The sequence below is a fragment of the Burkholderia seminalis DSM 23518 genome (assembly GCF_902832885.1).
GTDB lineage: Bacteria > Pseudomonadota > Gammaproteobacteria > Burkholderiales > Burkholderiaceae > Burkholderia > Burkholderia seminalis.
Map to the genome: position 1 here is coordinate 219678 of NZ_CADFDK010000003.1, position 16603 is coordinate 236280.

The 16603-nt window shown below is 66.9% G+C and carries 18 protein-coding genes; 13 read left to right on the forward strand and 5 right to left on the reverse strand.

From position 1 onward, the window contains the following. Positions 1–7: 7 nt before the first annotated feature. Positions 8–1477 carry a benzaldehyde dehydrogenase gene (locus HWX00_RS11585; protein WP_175028240.1) on the reverse strand — a complete coding sequence of 490 codons (1470 nt, stop codon included), beginning with the start codon at positions 1475–1477 and terminating at the stop codon, positions 8–10. A gap of 1046 nt (positions 1478–2523) precedes the next feature. Here HWX00_RS11585 and HWX00_RS11590 point away from each other — a divergent pair. The 11 genes from HWX00_RS11590 to HWX00_RS36785 all read left to right on the forward strand — a co-directional run bounded on the left by HWX00_RS11590 (position 2524) and on the right by HWX00_RS36785 (position 13056). Further along, complete coding sequence (locus HWX00_RS11590) at positions 2524–4683, forward strand: alpha-galactosidase D (RefSeq protein ID WP_244131167.1); 2160 nt, start codon at positions 2524–2526, stop codon at positions 4681–4683. Positions 4684–4821: 138 nt separating this feature from the next. Continuing rightward, positions 4822–5259 (forward strand): hypothetical protein, encoded by a 438-nt coding sequence (locus HWX00_RS11595; RefSeq protein WP_154233787.1) that lies wholly within the window; start codon positions 4822–4824, stop codon positions 5257–5259. 352 nt (positions 5260–5611) lie between these two features. Next, positions 5612–6748, forward strand: a complete 1137-nt coding sequence (locus HWX00_RS11600; RefSeq protein ID WP_175028239.1) for a muconate/chloromuconate family cycloisomerase — start codon at positions 5612–5614, stop codon at positions 6746–6748. A gap of 52 nt (positions 6749–6800) precedes the next feature. Beyond that, positions 6801–7736, forward strand: coding sequence for a catechol 1,2-dioxygenase (gene catA / locus HWX00_RS11605; protein WP_175028238.1), 936 nt, complete (start codon positions 6801–6803; stop codon positions 7734–7736). A 113-nt stretch (positions 7737–7849) separates the two neighbouring features. Next, on the forward strand, positions 7850–9208 hold the full coding sequence (locus HWX00_RS11610) for a Rieske 2Fe-2S domain-containing protein (RefSeq protein WP_124669511.1): 1359 nt from the start codon (positions 7850–7852) through the stop codon (positions 9206–9208). Continuing rightward, entirely contained in the window at positions 9205–9693 is a 489-nt protein-coding gene (gene benB / locus HWX00_RS11615) for a benzoate 1,2-dioxygenase small subunit (protein ID WP_034190024.1), read from the forward strand. Before HWX00_RS11610 ends, benB begins: the two co-directional genes overlap by 4 nt. Positions 9694–9732: 39 nt before the next feature. Then, positions 9733–10755 (forward strand): benzoate 1,2-dioxygenase electron transfer component BenC, encoded by a 1023-nt coding sequence (benC, locus tag HWX00_RS11620; protein WP_175028237.1) that lies wholly within the window; start codon positions 9733–9735, stop codon positions 10753–10755. Continuing rightward, positions 10752–11528, forward strand: a complete 777-nt coding sequence (gene benD, locus HWX00_RS11625) for a benzoate diol dehydrogenase BenD (RefSeq protein ID WP_175028236.1) — start codon at positions 10752–10754, stop codon at positions 11526–11528. The genes benC and benD overlap by 4 nt, the downstream gene beginning before the upstream one ends. Positions 11529–11613: 85 nt before the next feature. Then, the gene (locus HWX00_RS11630; RefSeq protein ID WP_175028235.1) at positions 11614–12012 is read left to right on the forward strand and encodes a RidA family protein; all 399 of its coding nucleotides are present in this window, start codon (positions 11614–11616) and stop codon (positions 12010–12012) included. A 149-nt stretch (positions 12013–12161) separates the two neighbouring features. Next, a complete protein-coding gene (locus tag HWX00_RS11635) occupies positions 12162–12659 on the forward strand; it encodes a low affinity iron permease family protein (RefSeq protein WP_049030435.1) in 498 nt (165 codons plus the stop codon). A 136-nt stretch (positions 12660–12795) separates the two neighbouring features. Further along, entirely contained in the window at positions 12796–13056 is a 261-nt protein-coding gene (locus HWX00_RS36785) for a hypothetical protein (RefSeq protein WP_226193849.1), read from the forward strand. Here HWX00_RS36785 and HWX00_RS11645 read toward each other — a convergent pair. Then, entirely contained in the window at positions 13034–13744 is a 711-nt protein-coding gene (locus HWX00_RS11645; protein WP_175028234.1) for a response regulator, read from the reverse strand. The two genes, HWX00_RS36785 and HWX00_RS11645, sit on opposite strands and share 23 nt — an antisense overlap. A 599-nt stretch (positions 13745–14343) precedes the next feature. Between HWX00_RS11645 and HWX00_RS11650 the strand changes: the two genes are divergently transcribed. Continuing rightward, positions 14344–14565: a hypothetical protein gene (locus HWX00_RS11650; protein WP_034190039.1), complete on the forward strand. Its 222-nt coding sequence runs from the start codon at positions 14344–14346 to the stop codon at positions 14563–14565. A gap of 31 nt (positions 14566–14596) precedes the next feature. Here HWX00_RS11650 and HWX00_RS11655 read toward each other — a convergent pair whose 3' ends face one another. The 3 genes from HWX00_RS11655 to HWX00_RS11665 form a co-directional block, all read right to left on the reverse strand. Beyond that, the gene (locus HWX00_RS11655; protein WP_034190040.1) at positions 14597–15136 is read right to left on the reverse strand and encodes a GNAT family N-acetyltransferase; all 540 of its coding nucleotides are present in this window, start codon (positions 15134–15136) and stop codon (positions 14597–14599) included. Positions 15137–15356: 220 nt separating this feature from the next. After that, entirely contained in the window at positions 15357–15578 is a 222-nt protein-coding gene (locus HWX00_RS11660) for a hypothetical protein (RefSeq protein ID WP_034190041.1), read from the reverse strand. Positions 15579–15643: 65 nt separating this feature from the next. Beyond that, a complete protein-coding gene (locus HWX00_RS11665) occupies positions 15644–15907 on the reverse strand; it encodes an HPr family phosphocarrier protein (RefSeq protein WP_034190042.1) in 264 nt (87 codons plus the stop codon). A 333-nt stretch (positions 15908–16240) separates the two neighbouring features. On the opposite strand from HWX00_RS11665, the gene HWX00_RS11670 reads away from it, so the two are divergent. Continuing rightward, positions 16241–16579, forward strand: a complete 339-nt coding sequence (locus HWX00_RS11670; protein WP_175028232.1) for a zinc ribbon domain-containing protein YjdM — start codon at positions 16241–16243, stop codon at positions 16577–16579. The last annotated feature ends 24 nt before the right edge of the window (positions 16580–16603 follow it).

Below are 16603 nucleotides of genomic sequence, written 5' to 3' on the forward strand. Positions count from 1 at the left end.
CTCCTCGTCAAATCGGGTACAACGGCGCTTCGCCCTTGATCGTCAGCCACTGCCACTGCGTGAATTCTTCCCAGTTCGCGCTGCCGCCGATGCTCGCACCATTGCCCGATGCGCCGACGCCGCCGAACGGATTGATCACTTCGTCGTTCACCGTCTGGTCGTTGATGTGCAGCAGCCCCGTGTTCAGGCGTTCGCCGATCCTCAGCGCGCGGCCGACGTCGGCGGACAGGATCGCCATCGACAGCCCATATTCGGTTTGATTGGCGAGGGTGATCGCGTCTTCGTCGGTATCGAACGGCACGACGATCGCGACCGGCCCGAAAATTTCCTCGTCGAACGCCGGATTGCCCGGCGTGACGCCGCTCAGCACGGTCGGCTCGAAGAACAGGCCGCGATGGCCGCCGCCCGTCTCGACGCGTGCGCCCGCGCGGCGGGCTGCATCGACCACGCTCGCCGCATGGTCGCATTGTGCGGCATTGATCAACGGTCCGAGGCCGACGTCGCCGGTAGCCGGGTCGCCGACGCGCAGGTTTTGCGCCTTCTCGACGAGCTTCGCGACGAAGCGGTCGTGGATCGCACGCTGCACGAGCACGCGGCCGGTCGCCATGCATATCTGGCCTTGATGCAGATACGCGCCCCACGCGGTGTTGGCGACCGCGCGGTCGAGATCGGCGTCGTCGAGCACGATCAGCGAGTTCTTGCCGCCGAGTTCCAACGATACCTTCTTCAGATGGCGGCCCGCCGCTTCGCCGACCTTGCGCCCGGCCGCGGTGGAGCCGGTGAACTGGATCATCGCGACATGCGGATCGGCGACCAGCGCGGCGCCGGCCGCACCGTCGCCGGGCAGCACGTGCAGCACGCCCTCGGGCAGGCCGGCAAGCTCGAACACGCGCGCGATCGCGACACCGCCGCACACGGCGGTGCGCGGATCGGGTTTCAGCACGACCGCGTTGCCGAGCGCGAGCGCCGGTGCGACCGCGCGCAGCGCGAGGTACAGCGGGAAGTTGAACGGCGAGATCACGCCGACCACGCCGCGCGGGCGGCGGCGCGCGAGCGACAGCCGGCCGGCCGCCGACGGCAGCACTTCACCGGCTGCGCGCGACGGCAGCCCGGCTGCTTCATGCAATGCCTTGATCGTAACGGACGTTTCGAACGACGCCTTCGCGCGCGTCGAGCCGCTTTCGCGCACGAGCCAGTCGACGATCGCATCGAAATGCGTTTCGGCGACGGCCGCCGCGCGGCGCAGCACCGCCGCGCGCTCGTCGTAGGGCAGGGCGAACCATGCGGGTTGCGCGCGATGGGCGGCGATGGCGGCTTCCGCGATGGCCGCGCCGTCGGCGAGACCGATGCGGCCGAGCGTGTTGCCGGTCGCCGGTTCGATCACGTCGGCCGCGTGCGGGCTCGCGTCCCAGCGGCCGGTGAAGATCTTGCCGCGCCAGATGTCGGCGTCGAACAGTGCGGTGTTGCTGCTATCCATGTGCGCTCCTGTGGAAATTCGGATCGCCGGATCGGGCAACGCGCGGCCCGCTCCAGCATGCCCGCGAGGGTAGGCGGGCAGGGCGAAACGGGGCTATCCGGGTTTCTTCCCACGCGCGGGAGGCGTATGGATTGGGGCGTGTTCGCGATGCGGTGTGCGGAAACTGAACAGTCGCTGTGAGTTTTGTTACCGCATTCTGTTTGATGACACTGCAGGTGTGGCTGGTGCGGCGGGACCGGTGCCTGATCTGAAGGCCCGGCGTGAAAACCTGCGCGAAGACTTTCGGTCACGCGTGATCGGATCGGCCGTTATCGATCCGCAAAGGATATCTGGCGCCCCCGATTGCAGTCATTTTCAAGAATGCGCTTTGGCCTGGCAGCCCCATTCCGCAATTAACTCGAGGCGATGCCGGTGACGTGCCTGATCGATCGTGGGAGCGGGTGCGCGTGGCCATGGATCTTCCGCGGAGAACCACACTTCGTGCCGTTGTCGCCGGCCTGTCTGACGGACGACACCGAGGCTGAGATCGAGGCCGTATGAGCCGGAGCCGGATTCGGCCGGTGCGCGGCGTACCTGGTTCGGCCGTACGTCCAGCAGGGGCGCCTGGTGCGCCTGTTGCCGAGCCTCGAACCGGAACCGTGGAGGCCGCACGTCTATCGGCCGCGGCCCGATGCCACGGCGTATCCGGGGGGGTACGACGAACGCGTGGCGAAGCTCGCGCACGCAACGTCGCGAGCGTAGCGGCACGCCTGTCCGGTTTTACTTCAAACCGGCAATAACGACGCGGATTGTTTCCGCCTGGTCGATCAAGTGTCCAAAGAGTGGGTTTTCGCGGACGATCGCGGCAAGCATCGACGTCAACGCGATGGGCGACCGGAACACCGTCATCTCCCAATATGTGACCGCGTGCCGCAAAGATTGAAACGGGGAAACGAACGTCATTAATCTGCGTACGCGCACGATGCTGACTGGCGTGCGTCGTTCACAACAATCGGGAGACGAAGATGAAGGGGGTCAATCATTTAGGAATGTTGATGATATGCCTCGTGGCGGCAGCGATTGGCCTGTCGGCATGCGGCGGCGACGATGTCGGTTCGTCGCCGGGAACGAACACGTCGGCGACGGGGACGACCTCGACCACCGGCACGACGTCGACGACTGGCGGCGGCACGACCCCCACCGGTACGTCGCCGACCGCACTGCAGCAGATCGCGGTGAATCCGCCGCCGATGGGCTGGTCGTCGTGGAACAGCCTCGAGGAAAACGTCAGCTTCGATACGATCAAGGCGCAGGCCGACGGCCTGGCCGCGCTGAACGCGAACCTCGCGACGGGCAACAAGTACCAGTATGTGAACATCGACGAAGGCTGGTGGACGTCCAGAAAGCGCGACGCGAACGGCAACTTCATCCTCAACGTCGACATGAACGGCAATCCCACCAACCAGTGGCCGGGCGGGATGAAGGCGATGGCCGACTACATTCACGGCAAGGGGTTGAAGGCCGGCATCTATATCGACTCCGGGCCGCAGGGCTGCGGAAACACGAACGGCACGCATTTCGTCGGCAGCGACTACGCGCACCACGATCACGACTTCCTGCAGTTCGCGCAGTGGGGCTACGACTTCGTCAAGGTCGACTGGTGCGGCGGCAGCGCGGCCGGATACGATCCGCAGCAAGCCTATACGGCGATCTCGCAGGCGATTCAGAAAGCCTATGTCGCCACCGGGAAGCGGCTGGTGCTGAACATGTGCGACTGGGGCACGCTCGGCAAGAGCGGTTATCCCGACTACAACCTGGGGCCCTGGGACTGGGGCGCGGGGATCGCGACTTCGTGGCGCACGACGGGCGACATCTACGGGCCGGGGAGCGGGGTGCCGAAGTTCGGCTCGGTGCTCGGCAACTTCAACGGCAACTATCACCCCGAAGGCCAGCACACCGGTTACTACAACGATCCGGACATGATGGTGGCCGGCATGGGCATGACGGCGGCGAACGACCTGGCGCACGTGAATCTGTGGGCCATCGCCGGCGCGCCGATGATACTCGGCAACGACCTGTCGAAGTCGCTGTCGAGCGATACGGCGAGCCTGCTCACCAATCCCGAGCTGATCGCGATCGACCAGGACATGCTGGGCCTGCAGGGCTTGAAGGTCGCGGATGCCAACGGGCAGCAGGTGTGGGCGAAGCTGCTGGCCGGCGCGGGCAAACGCGCGGTGCTGCTGTTCAATAACGGCACGGCGGCGAGCGACATCACGGTGACGTGGCAGCAACTGGGCTTCGCGGCCGGTACGTCGGCGACCGTCCGCGATGTCTGGGCGCACAAGGATCTCGGCGCGGCGACCGGTGCCTACACGGCCGCGAGCGTGCCGGCCGGCGGCACCGTGATGCTCGTGTTGAGCGGCACGGACCTGCCGTCGACCGCCTACCTGCCGGGCACGCTGTCGGGCGGCGCGACGGTCGCGGACTGCGCCGCGTGTGCGAGCGGCAAGAAGGTGACGGGCCTGGGCGCGGTGACGTTCAACAACGTGACCTCGCAAACGGCGGGCGGTTATGTCCAGATCGCCTACCTGAACACCGGGACGGAAACCGCCAGCGCACAGCTCGCGGCGAACGGCGGCAACGGCACGACGCTCGCGTTTCCGCCCACCGGCAATACCGTCGGCACGGTAACGGTCTTTGTCAACCTGCAGTCCGGGCCGAACACGTTGACCTTGTCGGGCACCGGCGGTACGACGGCGGCACCGGACGTCACGTCGGTCGCCGTGGTGGCCGGCCCGGTGAAGGTTCCGCCCCCGCCGCCGCTGGCTTACGAGGCCGAGGCAGCCGGCAACACGCTCGGCGGGGCGGCGCGCGTGTCGTCATGCGGCGCGTGTTCGCGCGGACAGGACGTCGGCTACATCGGCAACGGTGACGGGACCAGCAACGGCACGCTCGCGATCAACGGCATTTCGGTGCCGGCGGACGGCACCTACAGCATCGTGATCGCCTACGTGAACGGCGATTCGACGCCGCGCAGCGCGCAGCTCGGTTTCGACGGCGCGGCGCCCGTGTCCGTGTCGTTCCCGTCGACGGGCGGATGGGGGAACGTGTCGACGGTGACGGTGACGGGCACGTTCAGGCAAGGAAGCGCCAACACGCTGAAGTTCTCGAATCCGACGGGCTGGGCGCCCGACATCGACGGTATCGGTGCGCCGGCAACGCAGTGACGTGCGCATGGCGCGGCGCCCCGCTCGCGGGCCGTCGCGCCATTCATCGGAACACGCGCGGCAAGCCGACATCGTGCGGCATCATCATGGTGCCGACGCACCCGCACGCGGTGCCCGATATTCGACTGGAGAGGCTCGATGCCGATACCCCGGATTGAAACGCGCGACGCGATGGGCGACCCCGACGTGGTCTATCTCAACCCGGCGCACGTGCTGTGGATGTCGCTGCCGACCGCCGCGCACCGGCGGCCGGGCGGCACGGCCATCCGCGTGGACGACCGCGTGAAGGGCGGCGCGCTGCTGCTGGCCGACGATCCGCCGGCCGCGCAGTTGCTGCAGGACCTCGGGCCGTTCGTGACGGTGACACTGGCGAACCCGTCGTCCGACTATCCGAACGGTGTCGTGCACGTCCGTGCGCATGCGATCGTCAAGGTCGCGACGGACGATCACGAGAAGCCGCTGTCCGAGCGCACGCTTGGCTGGGTCCATGTCCAGGACGGCTCGGCTTTCAAGGTCGACGATTACGCCGGCGTCGCCGCGCAATGGCAGGCGACGATCGCGGCGGCCTGCCGCTGACCGACGATGGCACGGCGGCCCGTCGTGCCGCCACGGTCCGGCAGTTTTTTCCCTCAGGAAAACCCTGATCTTCCCGTATCGACCGCCGATTTCCTCGCTTATGGCCGGTGCGCGGGCGACCGCGGCGCACCGCTTCCCCCACCGTAGCGCGCATTCGCGCACACCCCGCTCCAGCAAGGCTCCGTATCTCTCTAATTAGCCAAAATAGGTATGGTGCGTCGCAATAATACGCGCATATTGCCGAGGTTCGATACCTGTCAGGTATGAAATTCGGCGACCAAAAGTATTGGACGCCCCATTTCCCCGCCGCGTATAAATCCGTTCCATGAACAGCCCCCAAGCCGCACGCGCCATGTCTTCCGCCACCATCGAACGCATCGAAACCCGCCTCGTCGACCTGCCGACGATCCGCCCGCACAAGCTGTCGGTGGCCACGATGCACGGCCAGACGCTGATGCTCGTGAAGGTGTTCTGCAGCGACGGCGTGACGGGCCTCGGCGAAGGCACGACGATCGCCGGCATGGCGTACGGCCCGGAAAGCCCCGAGGCGATGAAGCTCGCGATCGATGCGTACCTCGCCCCGGCGATCGTCGGCCGCGACGCCACGCGCATCCAGACGCTGATGGCCTTCCTCGGCAAGCTCGCGAAGGTCAATCACTTCGCGAAGAGCGCGCTCGAAACCGCGCTGCTCGACGCGCACGGCAAGCGGCTCGGCGTGCCCGTCGGCGAGCTGCTCGGCGGCCGCCGGCGCGATCGCCTGCCGGTCGCATGGACGCTCGCGTCGGGCGACACGTCCACCGACATCGCCGAAGCCGAGCGGATGCTCGACCTGCGCCGCCACAACGTGTTCAAGCTGAAGATCGGCGCGAAGTCGCCGGAGACGGATATCCGGCACGTGGCCGAGATCAAGAAGGCCGTCGGCGATCGTGCGTCGGTGCGCGTGGACGTGAACATGGCATGGAGCGAAACGCAGGCCGCGCGCGCGATTCCCGCGCTGGGCGATGCGGGCTGCGAACTGGTCGAACAGCCGGTCGCGTCCGCCGCGGCGCTGGCGCGCCTGATGCGCCGTTTCCCGGTCGCGCTGATGGCCGATGAAATCCTGCAAGGCCCCGACAGCGCCTTCGACATCGCGAAGCATCACGGCGCGGACGTGTTCGCGATCAAGATCGAGCAGAGCGGCGGCCTCTTCGCCGCGCAGCGCGTGGCCGCGATCGCGGATGCCGCCGGCATCGAGCTGTACGGCGGCACGATGCTCGAAGGCGCATTCGGCACGGTGGCGTCCGCGCACCTGTTCGCGAGTTTCGCGAACCTGCAGTGGGGCACCGAGCTGTTCGGGCCGCTGCTGATCACCGAAGAGATCCTGACGCAGCCGCTCGACTACAGCGACTTCGAACTGGCCGTGCCGGACGGCCCCGGTCTCGGCATCGAGCTCGACGAAGACAAGGTCAGGCGTTTCACCCGCGACGGACTCGTGCGAGTCGCGCGCTAGCCCGAGTCAGGCAAAGCCGTCATTCCCCCAAAATACACGTGGAGACACCATCATGAGCGTCAAAGTTTTCGAAACCCGGGAAGTGCAGGATCTGCTGAAGGCCGCGTCGAACGCGGGCGGCGCCGGCGGTCACGCGCGCACGCAGCAGGTCGTGCTGCGCCTGCTCGGCGACCTGTTCAAGGCGATCGACGATCTCGACATCACGCCCGACGAAGTGTGGGCCGGCGTCAACTACCTGAACAAGCTCGGTCAGGATGGCGAGGCAGCGCTGCTCGCGGCCGGTCTCGGTCTCGAGAAGTACCTGGACATCCGGATGGACGCCGCGGATCAGGCCGCCGGCCTCGACGGCGGCACGCCGCGCACGATCGAAGGGCCGCTGTACGTCGCAGGCGCGCCGGTTCGCGACGGCGTGTCGAAGATCGATCTCGACGCGGACGACGGCGCGGGCCCGCTCGTGATCCATGGCACGGTCACGGGCCTCGACGGCCAGCCGGTCGCGGGCGCGGTGGTCGAATGCTGGCACGCGAACTCGAAGGGCTTCTATTCGCACTTCGACCCGACCGGCGCGCAGACCGACTTCAACCTGCGCGGCGCGGTGAAGACGGGTGCCGACGGCAAGTACGAATTTCGCACGCTGATGCCGGTCGGCTACGGCTGCCCGCCGCAAGGCGCGACGCAGCAACTGCTGAACGGCCTCGGCCGCCACGGCAACCGCCCGGCGCACGTGCACTTCTTCGTCGACAGCCCCGATCACCGCAAGCTGACGACGCAGTTCAACATCGACGGCGATCCGCTGATCTGGGACGACTTCGCGTACGCGACGCGCGAGGAGCTGATCCCGCCCGTGGTCGGGAAGACCGGCGGCACGGCGCTCGGCATGAAGGCCGATGCCTACCAGGACATCGAATTCAACTTCGTGCTGACGCCGCTGGTGCAGGGCCAGGACAACCAGATCGTCCACCGCCCGCGCGCAGCCGCGACGGCGTAACCGCCTGGCGGCGCGGCGCGCATGCGCCGCCGCCGGCCGGGTTTCCGCGAGATTCAACCGAAACCGATGCGAGCGTGCTTGCAGGACGCGGCACGCGCATGGAAGGAGACAACATGTCCGCCACGATCGACCCCACCAACGAACTGGATCACCTGCTCGCCACCGCCGTGCAGGACGACAAGGAGGCCGGCGTATTCCGCTGCCGCCGCGACATCTTCACGAACGCGGAACTGTACGAGCTCGAGATGAAGCACATCTTCGAGGGCAACTGGGTGTACCTCGCGCACGAAAGCCAGATTCCGGCCAACAACGACTACTACACGACCTGGATCGGCCGCCAGCCGATCGTGATCACGCGCGACAAGGCCGGCGAGCTGCACGCGGTCATCAATGCGTGCGCGCACAAGGGTGCGATGCTGTGCCGCCGCAAGCACGGCAACAAGGGCAGCTTCACGTGCCCGTTCCATGGCTGGACCTTCTCGAACACCGGCAAGCTGCTGAAGGTGAAGGACGAGAAGACGACGGAATATCCGGTGCAGTTCAACACGAACGGGTCGCACGACCTGAAGCAGGTCGCGCGCTTCGAAAGCTATCGCGGCTTCCTGTTCGGCAGCCTCAACCCCGACGTGCTGCCGCTCGAGGACTACCTCGGCGAAGCGCGCGTGATCATCGACCAGATCGTCGACCAGGCGCCGAACGGGCTTGAAGTGCTGCGCGGCAACTCGTCCTACATCTACGAAGGCAACTGGAAGATGCAGATGGAGAACGGTTGCGACGGCTACCACGTCAGCACCGTGCACTGGAACTATGCGGCGACGATGGGCCGCCGCAAGGAAGACGGCACCAAGGCCGTCGACGCGAACAGCTGGAGCAAGTCGGTCGCGGGCGTGTACGGCTTCGACAACGGCCACATCCTGCTGTGGACGCAGACGATGAACCCGGAAGTGCGGCCCGTGTACCGGCATCGCGACGAGATCCGCGCGCGCGTCGGCGACGTGCAGGCCGACTTCATCGTGAACCAGACACGCAACCTGTGCGTGTACCCGAACGTGTTCCTGATGGACCAGTTCAGCACGCAGATCCGCGTGGTGCGGCCGCTCGGCGTCGACCGGACCGAAGTCACGATCTTCTGCTTCGCGCCGAAGGGCGAGAGCGACACCGATCGCACGCTCCGCATTCGCCAGTACGAGGATTTCTTCAACGTCACGGGCATGGGCACCGCCGACGATCTCGAGGAGTTCCGCGCGTGCCAGGCCGGTTATGCCGGCGTCACGGCGATGTGGAACGACCTGTCGCGCGGCGCGCCGCTGTGGGTCGACGGGCCGGACGAGAACGCGACGAAGATGGGACTGAACCCGCGCATCTCGGGCGAGCGCAGCGAGGACGAAGGGCTGTTCGTGTGCCAGCACGAACACTGGGTGCACGTGATGCGCGATGCGCTGAAGAAGGAACGCGGGGAGGTGGCGGCATGAGCTTCGATTACCGGACCATTTGCACGACGCTGTATCGCGAAGCACGGCTGCTCGACGATCGCCAGTGGGACGAGTGGCTGACCTGCTATTCGGAGGACGTCACGTACTGGATGCCCGCGTGGGACGACGACGACCGGCCGACCGACGACCCGCAGAGCCAGATCTCGCTGATGTACTACCCGGACCGCGGCGGCCTCGAGGACCGCGTGTTCCGGATCAAGACCGAGCGCAGCGGCGCATCGACGCCCGAGCCGCGTACCAGCCACAACGTGACGAACGTCGAGGTGCTGGCCGAGCGCGATGACGAAGTGGACGTGCGTTACAACTTTCACACGCTGAACCATCGTTACCGCGTGACCGACCACTTCTTCGGCACGATGTTCGTCACGTTGCGCCGGGCGGGCGATGCGCTGCTGATCTCGCACAAGAAGATCGTGCTGAAGAACGACTACATCCGGCAGGTGCTCGACGTCTATCACGTCTGACGCCGTCGTTTTGTGATGAAAGGAAGTGGAGGCGACACCATGTCCAGCTACACGATTGCACTGAACTTCGAGGACGGGGTAACCCGCTTCATCGATTGCAAGGCCGGCGAGAAGGTTCTCGACGCGGCCTTCCGCGCGAAGATCAACCTGCCGATGGATTGCTCCGACGGCGTGTGCGGCACCTGCAAGTGCCGCGCCGAAAGCGGCCGCTACGACCTCGGCGACGATTACATCGACGACGCGCTCACCGAAGACGAGAAGGACGGCGGCCTCGTGCTGACGTGCCAGATGGTGCCGCAAAGCGATTGCGTGATCGCGGTGCCGACCTCGTCGGTCGCGTGCAAGACCGGCCAGAGCGGCTTTGCCGCGACGGTCACGAAGGTCGAACAGCACAACGACGCGGCCGTCGTGCTCGAGCTCGACGTCGGCGCCGCCGCGCCGGCGTTCCTGCCGGGCCAGTACGTGAACATCGACGTGCCCGCGAGCGGCCAGCACCGCTCCTATTCGTTCTCGTCGGCGCCGGCCGATGCGAAGGTCAGCTTCCTGATCAAGAAGATTCCCGGCGGCGTGATGAGCACGTGGCTCGAATCGGCGCGGCCGGGCGACACGCTGCAATTGCACGGCCCGCTCGGCAGCTTCTACCTGCGCGACGTCGCGCGGCCGCTGCTGTTCCTCGCCGGCGGCACCGGCCTCGCGCCGTTCCTGTCGATGCTCGAGGTGCTGGCGCGCGGCGGCTCGCGGCAGAAGGTGCACCTGATCTACGGCGTGACGCGCGATCTCGATCTCGTGCTGGTCGACGCGATCGAGGCCTATGCGGCGAAGCTGCCGAACTTCAGCTTCGCGACGGTCGTCGCGGATGCCGCGTCGGACCATCCGCGCAAGGGCTGGGTCACGCAGCACATTCCGGCCGACGCGTTGAACGACGGCGATGTCGACGTGTATCTGTGCGGGCCGCCGCCAATGGTCGACGCGGTGCGCAAGTATTTCGACGACGAAGGCGTGAAGCCGAACAGCTTCCACTACGAGAAATTCACGCCCAACCTCACGGCAAAGGCGGCATGATCATGCAACGATTCTCCGGCAAGGTCGTCGTCGTCACCGGCGCGGCGCAGGGTATCGGCCGAGGCGTCGCGCTGCGCGCGGCGGCCGAGGGCGGCAGGGTGCTGTTCGTCGATCGCGCGGATTTCGTCGCCGAGGTGGCGGCCGAGGCGAGCGGCGGCGAGACGGCGGGCTGCGTCGCCGATCTCGAAACCTACGAAGGCGCGCAGGCGGCGATCGCATACGCGGTGCAGGCGTTCGGCGGCATCGACATCCTGATCAACGGCGTCGGCGGCGCGATTCGCATGCGCCCGTTCGCCGAATTCGAGCCGGCGCAGATCGACGCGGAAATCCGCCGCTCGCTGATGCCGACGCTTTATGCCTGTCACGCCGTGCTGCCGCACCTGATCGCGCGCGGCGGCGGCACGATCGTCAACGTCTCGTCGAACGCGACCCGCGGGATTCGCCGCGTGCCGTACTCGGCGGCGAAGGGCGGCGTCAATGCGCTGACGTCGGCGCTCGCGATGGAGTACGCGGCGCACAACATCCGTGTCGTGGCCACCGCGCCGGGCGGCACGCATGCACCGCCGCGTCGCGTGCCGCGCAATGCGGCCGGCGACAGCGCGCAGGAGCAGGCGTGGATGGCCGAGGCCGTGCGGCAGGTGACCGAGTCGACGTACTTCAAGCGCTATGGCAGCCTCGACGAGCAGATCGCGCCGATCCTGTTCCTCGCGTCCGACGAGGCGAGCTACATCACCGGCACGGTGCTGCCGGTCGCCGGCGGCGATACGGGTTGAGCGGCGTGCCGCTGGACTTCGTCCATCGACCGCTTTCATCGACAACCAGACGGCCGGCGCGACGCCGCCGGCCACGGAGACCTCCATGCGTGATCGCAAAGCCATCGTTCCGGCGGGAATGGAAGCGGTGTACGAGAAAATCGGCTACGCGCCGGGCCTGCAGGTCGGCGACACGCTGTACGTGTCCGGCCAGATCGGCCGCGACGCGGCGATGCAACAGGTCGACGGCCGCGAGGCGCAGATCGTGCAGGCGTTCGAGAACCTGCGGCTCGTGCTCGAGGCGGCCGGCGCATCGTTCGGCGACGTGGTCGACCTGACGACGTTCCATACCGACATGCGCGACCTGCCGCTGTTCATGGAGGTGCGCGACCGGTATCTGCACGCCGATCCGAAACCGGCATGGACGGCGGTCGGCGCGCACATGCTGGGCGGCTCGCCCGGTTATATCGTCGAGATCAAGGCGGTGGCGGTGTTGCGGGACTGAGCGCGGCGTCGTCGCGTGCGGGACGGCACCTGCCGGGCACACGAAATGCTCGCTCGGCGATGGCGCCCGCATGCGGGCCGCACCGCAGCCGCGCGCTCGCGGCCCGTGCCTGCTCGCGCCATGACCGACAGTCTTGTCCGGGAGGCGCCATGCGCGAATCGAACGAATCATCACGAGCAAGTGTGCATGCGGGCGGCGCAGCCGCGGCCGACCGGCGGGTGGTACCGGCCAGACATCCCGTCACGCGTGCCTTCGAACGTTTCGCGTCGCACGTGACCTTGTGGGCCGGTTCGCCGATCGCGTTCGGCAGTGCAGTCGCCGTGACTGCGCTGTGGCTCGCCAGCGGGCCGGTGTTTCATTTTTCGGACACGTGGCAGCTCGTCATCAATACCGGGACGACGATCATCACGTTCCTGATGGTGTTCCTGCTGCAACGCAACCAGAACCGCGACAGCGTTGCGCTGCACCTGAAGCTCGACGAACTCGTCGCCGTGACGCGTGCGGCAAACGACCAGCTGATCGGAATCGAGGACGCGTCGGAGGACGAGCTGCGCGAGCTTGCGCGGAACTATCTCGAACTGGCGAAGCGGGTCGCCGGCCGCGACGGTGCCGGCGGGCGGCCCGAAACGCGCCCGGAAGAGTCGTGACCGGCGCGAAGGCTCGCGTTGCCGTCGACGACGTCGGGTATCCGCTTTTTCAAGCGTTTGTCATTTCGTCCCCGTCGGGGCCGGACGATCCGTCTGGCGGCGCGGACCGTGGAAGGCGGTTACATCGAGTGGAGGCGTGCCGACGACCGCGCGCGAGCCCCCCGACGCGACGTCTCCGCATGCGGAGACCGATACGCCCGACGCGCCGGGCATGCAAAGCGGGCTGCAGAGTCTCGCGGTCCTGCTGACGGCGCTGTCGCGCATTCCGACCGAACGGTTCGGCCGCACCGTATTCACGGCCGCCGATGCGCTGCATGAAGTCGGCGCCTGGCGCCGTCGCAGCACGAACACGTTAGGGTTGCACACGCACCGCGTCACTCCCACGCGTGCTTGCTGAACTGATAACCCTTGGAGCGAATGGTCTTGATCCGTTTAGGCTCGGTCGCGTCGTCGCGCAGTTTGCGGCGCAGCTTCGAGATGCGGCCGTCGATCGAACGATCGAGGCCGTCGAACGCGATGCCGCGCAGCAGCAACGTCAGGTCGGCGCGGCTGACCACTTCGCCGGCGCGGCACGCAAGGGCCCACAGCAGGTCGAATTCGGTCGACGTCAGGCGCGGCACGCTGCCGTCGGGAAGGTGGACGCGGCGATCCGTGCGGTCGATCGAGAGCTTGCCGAACGTGAACCGCTGCGGCGATTCCGGCCGGCGGTCGGCCGGCTGCGGGCGTGCCCGCCGCAACTGCGCCTTGATCCGCGCGAGCAGGATGCGCGGCTCGACCGGCTTGCGGAGAAAGTCGTCGGCGCCCAGTTCCAGGCCGAGCAACTCGTCGAACGGTTCGTCGCGGGCCGTCATCATGATGAGGATGCCGTCGTATTGCGTGCGCGCCGCGCGGCAGATCTCGAAGCCGTCCTTGCCCGGCAGGTTGATGTCGAGCAGCACCAGGTCCGGGCGGCTCGCGATGATCGTCGTCGCCGCGCCCGTGCCGTCGGACAGCGTGTCCACCTGGTAATGATGCTGGCGCAGATAGTCGGCGATCAGCGCGGACAGGGGGACGTCGTCTTCGACGAGCAGGATTCGGATGGGCATCGCGGAACGAGGGGGAAACGGGAAAGTGGCGAGCGGTCAGGCCCAGTCCGAACGCGGGGTAGCCGACGCGACGTGCATGGTACTGCGCGACATTCGGACGGAATGTGACGAAATCTGATTCGTTCGGTGAGCGTATCGATGGGGGGACCGCCGCTGCCTGGCGAAGCGGCGAATGGCTGTCGGCGTGCAGACGCACGTTTGGCCGAAACGGTCGGCGCGATAGCCGGCGCGGGGCCGGCGAGGATGCGCGATTGGGCATCCTTCAGACGAAAACGTTTGCGGAAAATCCGTTGTTCCCCCCGTCGTCTGTATGGGCAAAACCGAGGCCAGGCAAGGTTACTCGACATATCATTACAAAATATTACCAATGTCGCCGAGTATCCGTCCCTACAATTTCGGCACCTGTCGCGCGCGCCGGACGGATCGCGATTCGTTGCAGGTGCGCGGGGCGGGGAGCCGGGTCGCGCCACACGAAATCCACGCGGGGATCATCGCGCCGAAGGCGGCACCGCCGCCTCGAGCCGCGCTTTCCGCGCGGGCACCCGATCCGTTTCCCGTCCGGCAACACGAAGCGGATATTCGCTTCCTTTGGGAATGGCATGAGATTCAGAAAACGCACCAGTTATGTCGATGCAACACGGTGGTTCGCCGACGGCGATCATGACCGGGTGAAGAGCCGTCACGGCGTTTGGGCCATCGCGACGCCGGAAGGCTGGCGCACGGTGAAGCCGGGCGACTGGATCCTGCTCGATGAATGCGGAAACTGCTGGCCGATGGACGACAGTCTTTTCAGGCATTTCTACGAACCGGCAGCGGAGTGAGGCGGCCGCCGGATTAACGCGGTATTCGCGTCTATCGACGCCTGCGCGAGAACAGCAACGAATCGGCGTCGTTGAAGCGGATGCGTTCCGGTTCGCCATACCCGGCCTTCTCCGCCACACGGATCGACGCGACGTTGGTCGGCGCGATCAGGCACACGCTGCGCTCGAAGCGCTGCTGCCCGTCGAGCCACGCCAGCGCGGCCGCGAGCGCCTCGGTCGCGTAGCCCTTGCCGTGCGCCCAGCTCGCGAGCGCCCAGCCGGCTTCCGGCACGCCGCGCACCGACGGCTCGATGTTCCGGTGGAAATCCGCGAAGCCGAGATCGCCGACATAGCGCCCTGACGCCTTCTCGCGAATCGCCCAGTAGCCGTAGCCGAGCAGCGGCCACAGCCCGCGATACGCGAGCATGCGCATCCACGAATCGCGCGGCGCGGACGGCTGGCCGTTGAAGATGTGCGCGACGACCGCCGGCTCGGCCCACATCGCCGCAAGCGCGTCGAAGTCGCCGAGCGGATGGCCTTCGAGGACGAGGCGGGGCGTGTCGAGAACGGGCGGGGAAGAGACCGGCGGCATCGAGGTTTCCGGAACAGGGTTGAACAGAACAACCAGGCCGTCAAGGCGCCGAAATCATATCAAAACCCCTGCGCGGCGGTGGCGGCGTCGCGCGGCCGCTGTTGCCCGATGCAACGGGCAATCCGCATGGCCGCGGGCATCCCCGCCGTGGAACCCCGTGCGGCCGCAACCGGCAATCGGGCTCCTCCCGTGCAAGGCAAGGCCGCTCGCGGGCGGCGGCCTATTTCCGGCTTTTCAGGAAGGTCCGCCCTTCGGCCGTGATCGACGCGCCGGAGCGGCCGTGCACCGGATGACTGACGAAGCCGGCGCTGACGAGCTCCCGCGCGATCGACCAGCCGAGTGCCGGCGCATCGCGTCCGTAGCGGACATCGGCGAGGCGTTCCAGCGCCCAGATGGCGGAGGCGGACAGGTTGGGGGTGTTGGACATGTCGGTATCGCTCATCGCTTCCTCGGGGAGTGGAGATTCGGGGGGCGCGGCGCAATGCCGCGAGACGGGTGGCGCAAGCATCAGCGCGCCTGGAGCAGCGGCAGCAGCGCGTGCAGCGCGGCTTCTTCATCGGGCCCGGTGGCCAGCACCTGGGCCGACGTGCCGCCGTGTACCTGCAGCGACGCGATGGCCGCGCTGTCCTTCGCGTTCCCGCTGAGCCCGTTCGCGATCAGCAGGATGTCGCTTTCGAAGCGGCGCGCTGCGTCGGCGGTTGCGTCGCGGGCGGCGGCACCGCGGTTGCGGTTCCACGCCGAGCCGATCTGAACGTACACAACGGTTGCCACGATGCTGGAAATCCTCCGGACGGGGGCGGGATCGATGTGCGGCGTGCACCGTCGGGCCGGGCTTTCGCGGTTTTCCGCGGGAGCGCGGCGCGCGATCCGGTGCGAACTTGCAGACATCCTCAGTAAAGCTGCCTTCAAGTTCGCTGAATATCGTGAAGTCGAGGATTATAATGCATCGGTCAGGATATGTGTATTGCATTATAATGTCGTGTGCGCCGATGGCGACCTGCGCGTCCCTGGCAGGCGTGTCCCGGTTGCATGACCGGCCGGGTGCGCAACCTGCCCGCCCGGCATTTTCCTGATCGATCCAACTCCTCCCGAATGGAAGCTGCAATGAACGCCGCCCCCGCCTGCCCGCAATGCGCGATGGAAAACACTTACCCGGACGGCACGCTGACCGTCTGCGCCGACTGCGGCCATGAATGGTCGGCGGGTGCCGAAGTGGTCGACGAACCGGCGGGTGACGTCGTCAAGGATGCGAACGGCAACGTGCTGTCGGACGGCGATTCGGTCGTGCTGATCAAGGATTTGCGCGTGAAGGGCTCGTCGATCACGCTGAAGATGGGTACCAAGGTGAAGAGTATCAGGCTCGTCGGCGGCGATCACGAAGTCGATTGCAAGACCGACATGGGCGGCTTCATGCTGAAGGCCTGCTACCTGAAGAAGGCCTGAGCGCACGTCGCGCCCGGCCGTTTT

Bases quoted from the DNA above. Each gene is read 5' to 3' on its own strand.
- benB (WP_034190024.1), top strand. From the start codon at position 9,205: ATGAGCTTCGATTACCGGACCATTTGCACGACGCTGTATCGCGAAGCA.
- HWX00_RS11600 (WP_175028239.1), top strand. From the start codon at position 5,612: ATGTCTTCCGCCACCATCGAACGCATCGAAACCCGCCTCGTCGACCTG.
- HWX00_RS11645 (WP_175028234.1), bottom strand. From the start codon at position 13,744: ATGCCCATCCGAATCCTGCTCGTCGAAGACGACGTCCCCCTGTCCGCG.
- catA (WP_175028238.1), top strand. From the start codon at position 6,801: ATGAGCGTCAAAGTTTTCGAAACCCGGGAAGTGCAGGATCTGCTGAAG.
- HWX00_RS11610 (WP_124669511.1), top strand. From the start codon at position 7,850: ATGTCCGCCACGATCGACCCCACCAACGAACTGGATCACCTGCTCGCC.
- HWX00_RS11655 (WP_034190040.1), bottom strand. From the start codon at position 15,136: ATGCCGCCGGTCTCTTCCCCGCCCGTTCTCGACACGCCCCGCCTCGTC.
- HWX00_RS11670 (WP_175028232.1), top strand. From the start codon at position 16,241: ATGAACGCCGCCCCCGCCTGCCCGCAATGCGCGATGGAAAACACTTAC.
- HWX00_RS11585 (WP_175028240.1), bottom strand. From the start codon at position 1,477: ATGGATAGCAGCAACACCGCACTGTTCGACGCCGACATCTGGCGCGGC.
- benD (WP_175028236.1), top strand. From the start codon at position 10,752: ATGATCATGCAACGATTCTCCGGCAAGGTCGTCGTCGTCACCGGCGCG.
- benC (WP_175028237.1), top strand. From the start codon at position 9,733: ATGTCCAGCTACACGATTGCACTGAACTTCGAGGACGGGGTAACCCGC.
- HWX00_RS11650 (WP_034190039.1), top strand. From the start codon at position 14,344: ATGAGATTCAGAAAACGCACCAGTTATGTCGATGCAACACGGTGGTTC.
- HWX00_RS11635 (WP_049030435.1), top strand. From the start codon at position 12,162: ATGCGCGAATCGAACGAATCATCACGAGCAAGTGTGCATGCGGGCGGC.
- HWX00_RS11660 (WP_034190041.1), bottom strand. From the start codon at position 15,578: ATGAGCGATACCGACATGTCCAACACCCCCAACCTGTCCGCCTCCGCC.
- HWX00_RS11630 (WP_175028235.1), top strand. From the start codon at position 11,614: ATGCGTGATCGCAAAGCCATCGTTCCGGCGGGAATGGAAGCGGTGTAC.
- HWX00_RS11595 (WP_154233787.1), top strand. From the start codon at position 4,822: ATGCCGATACCCCGGATTGAAACGCGCGACGCGATGGGCGACCCCGAC.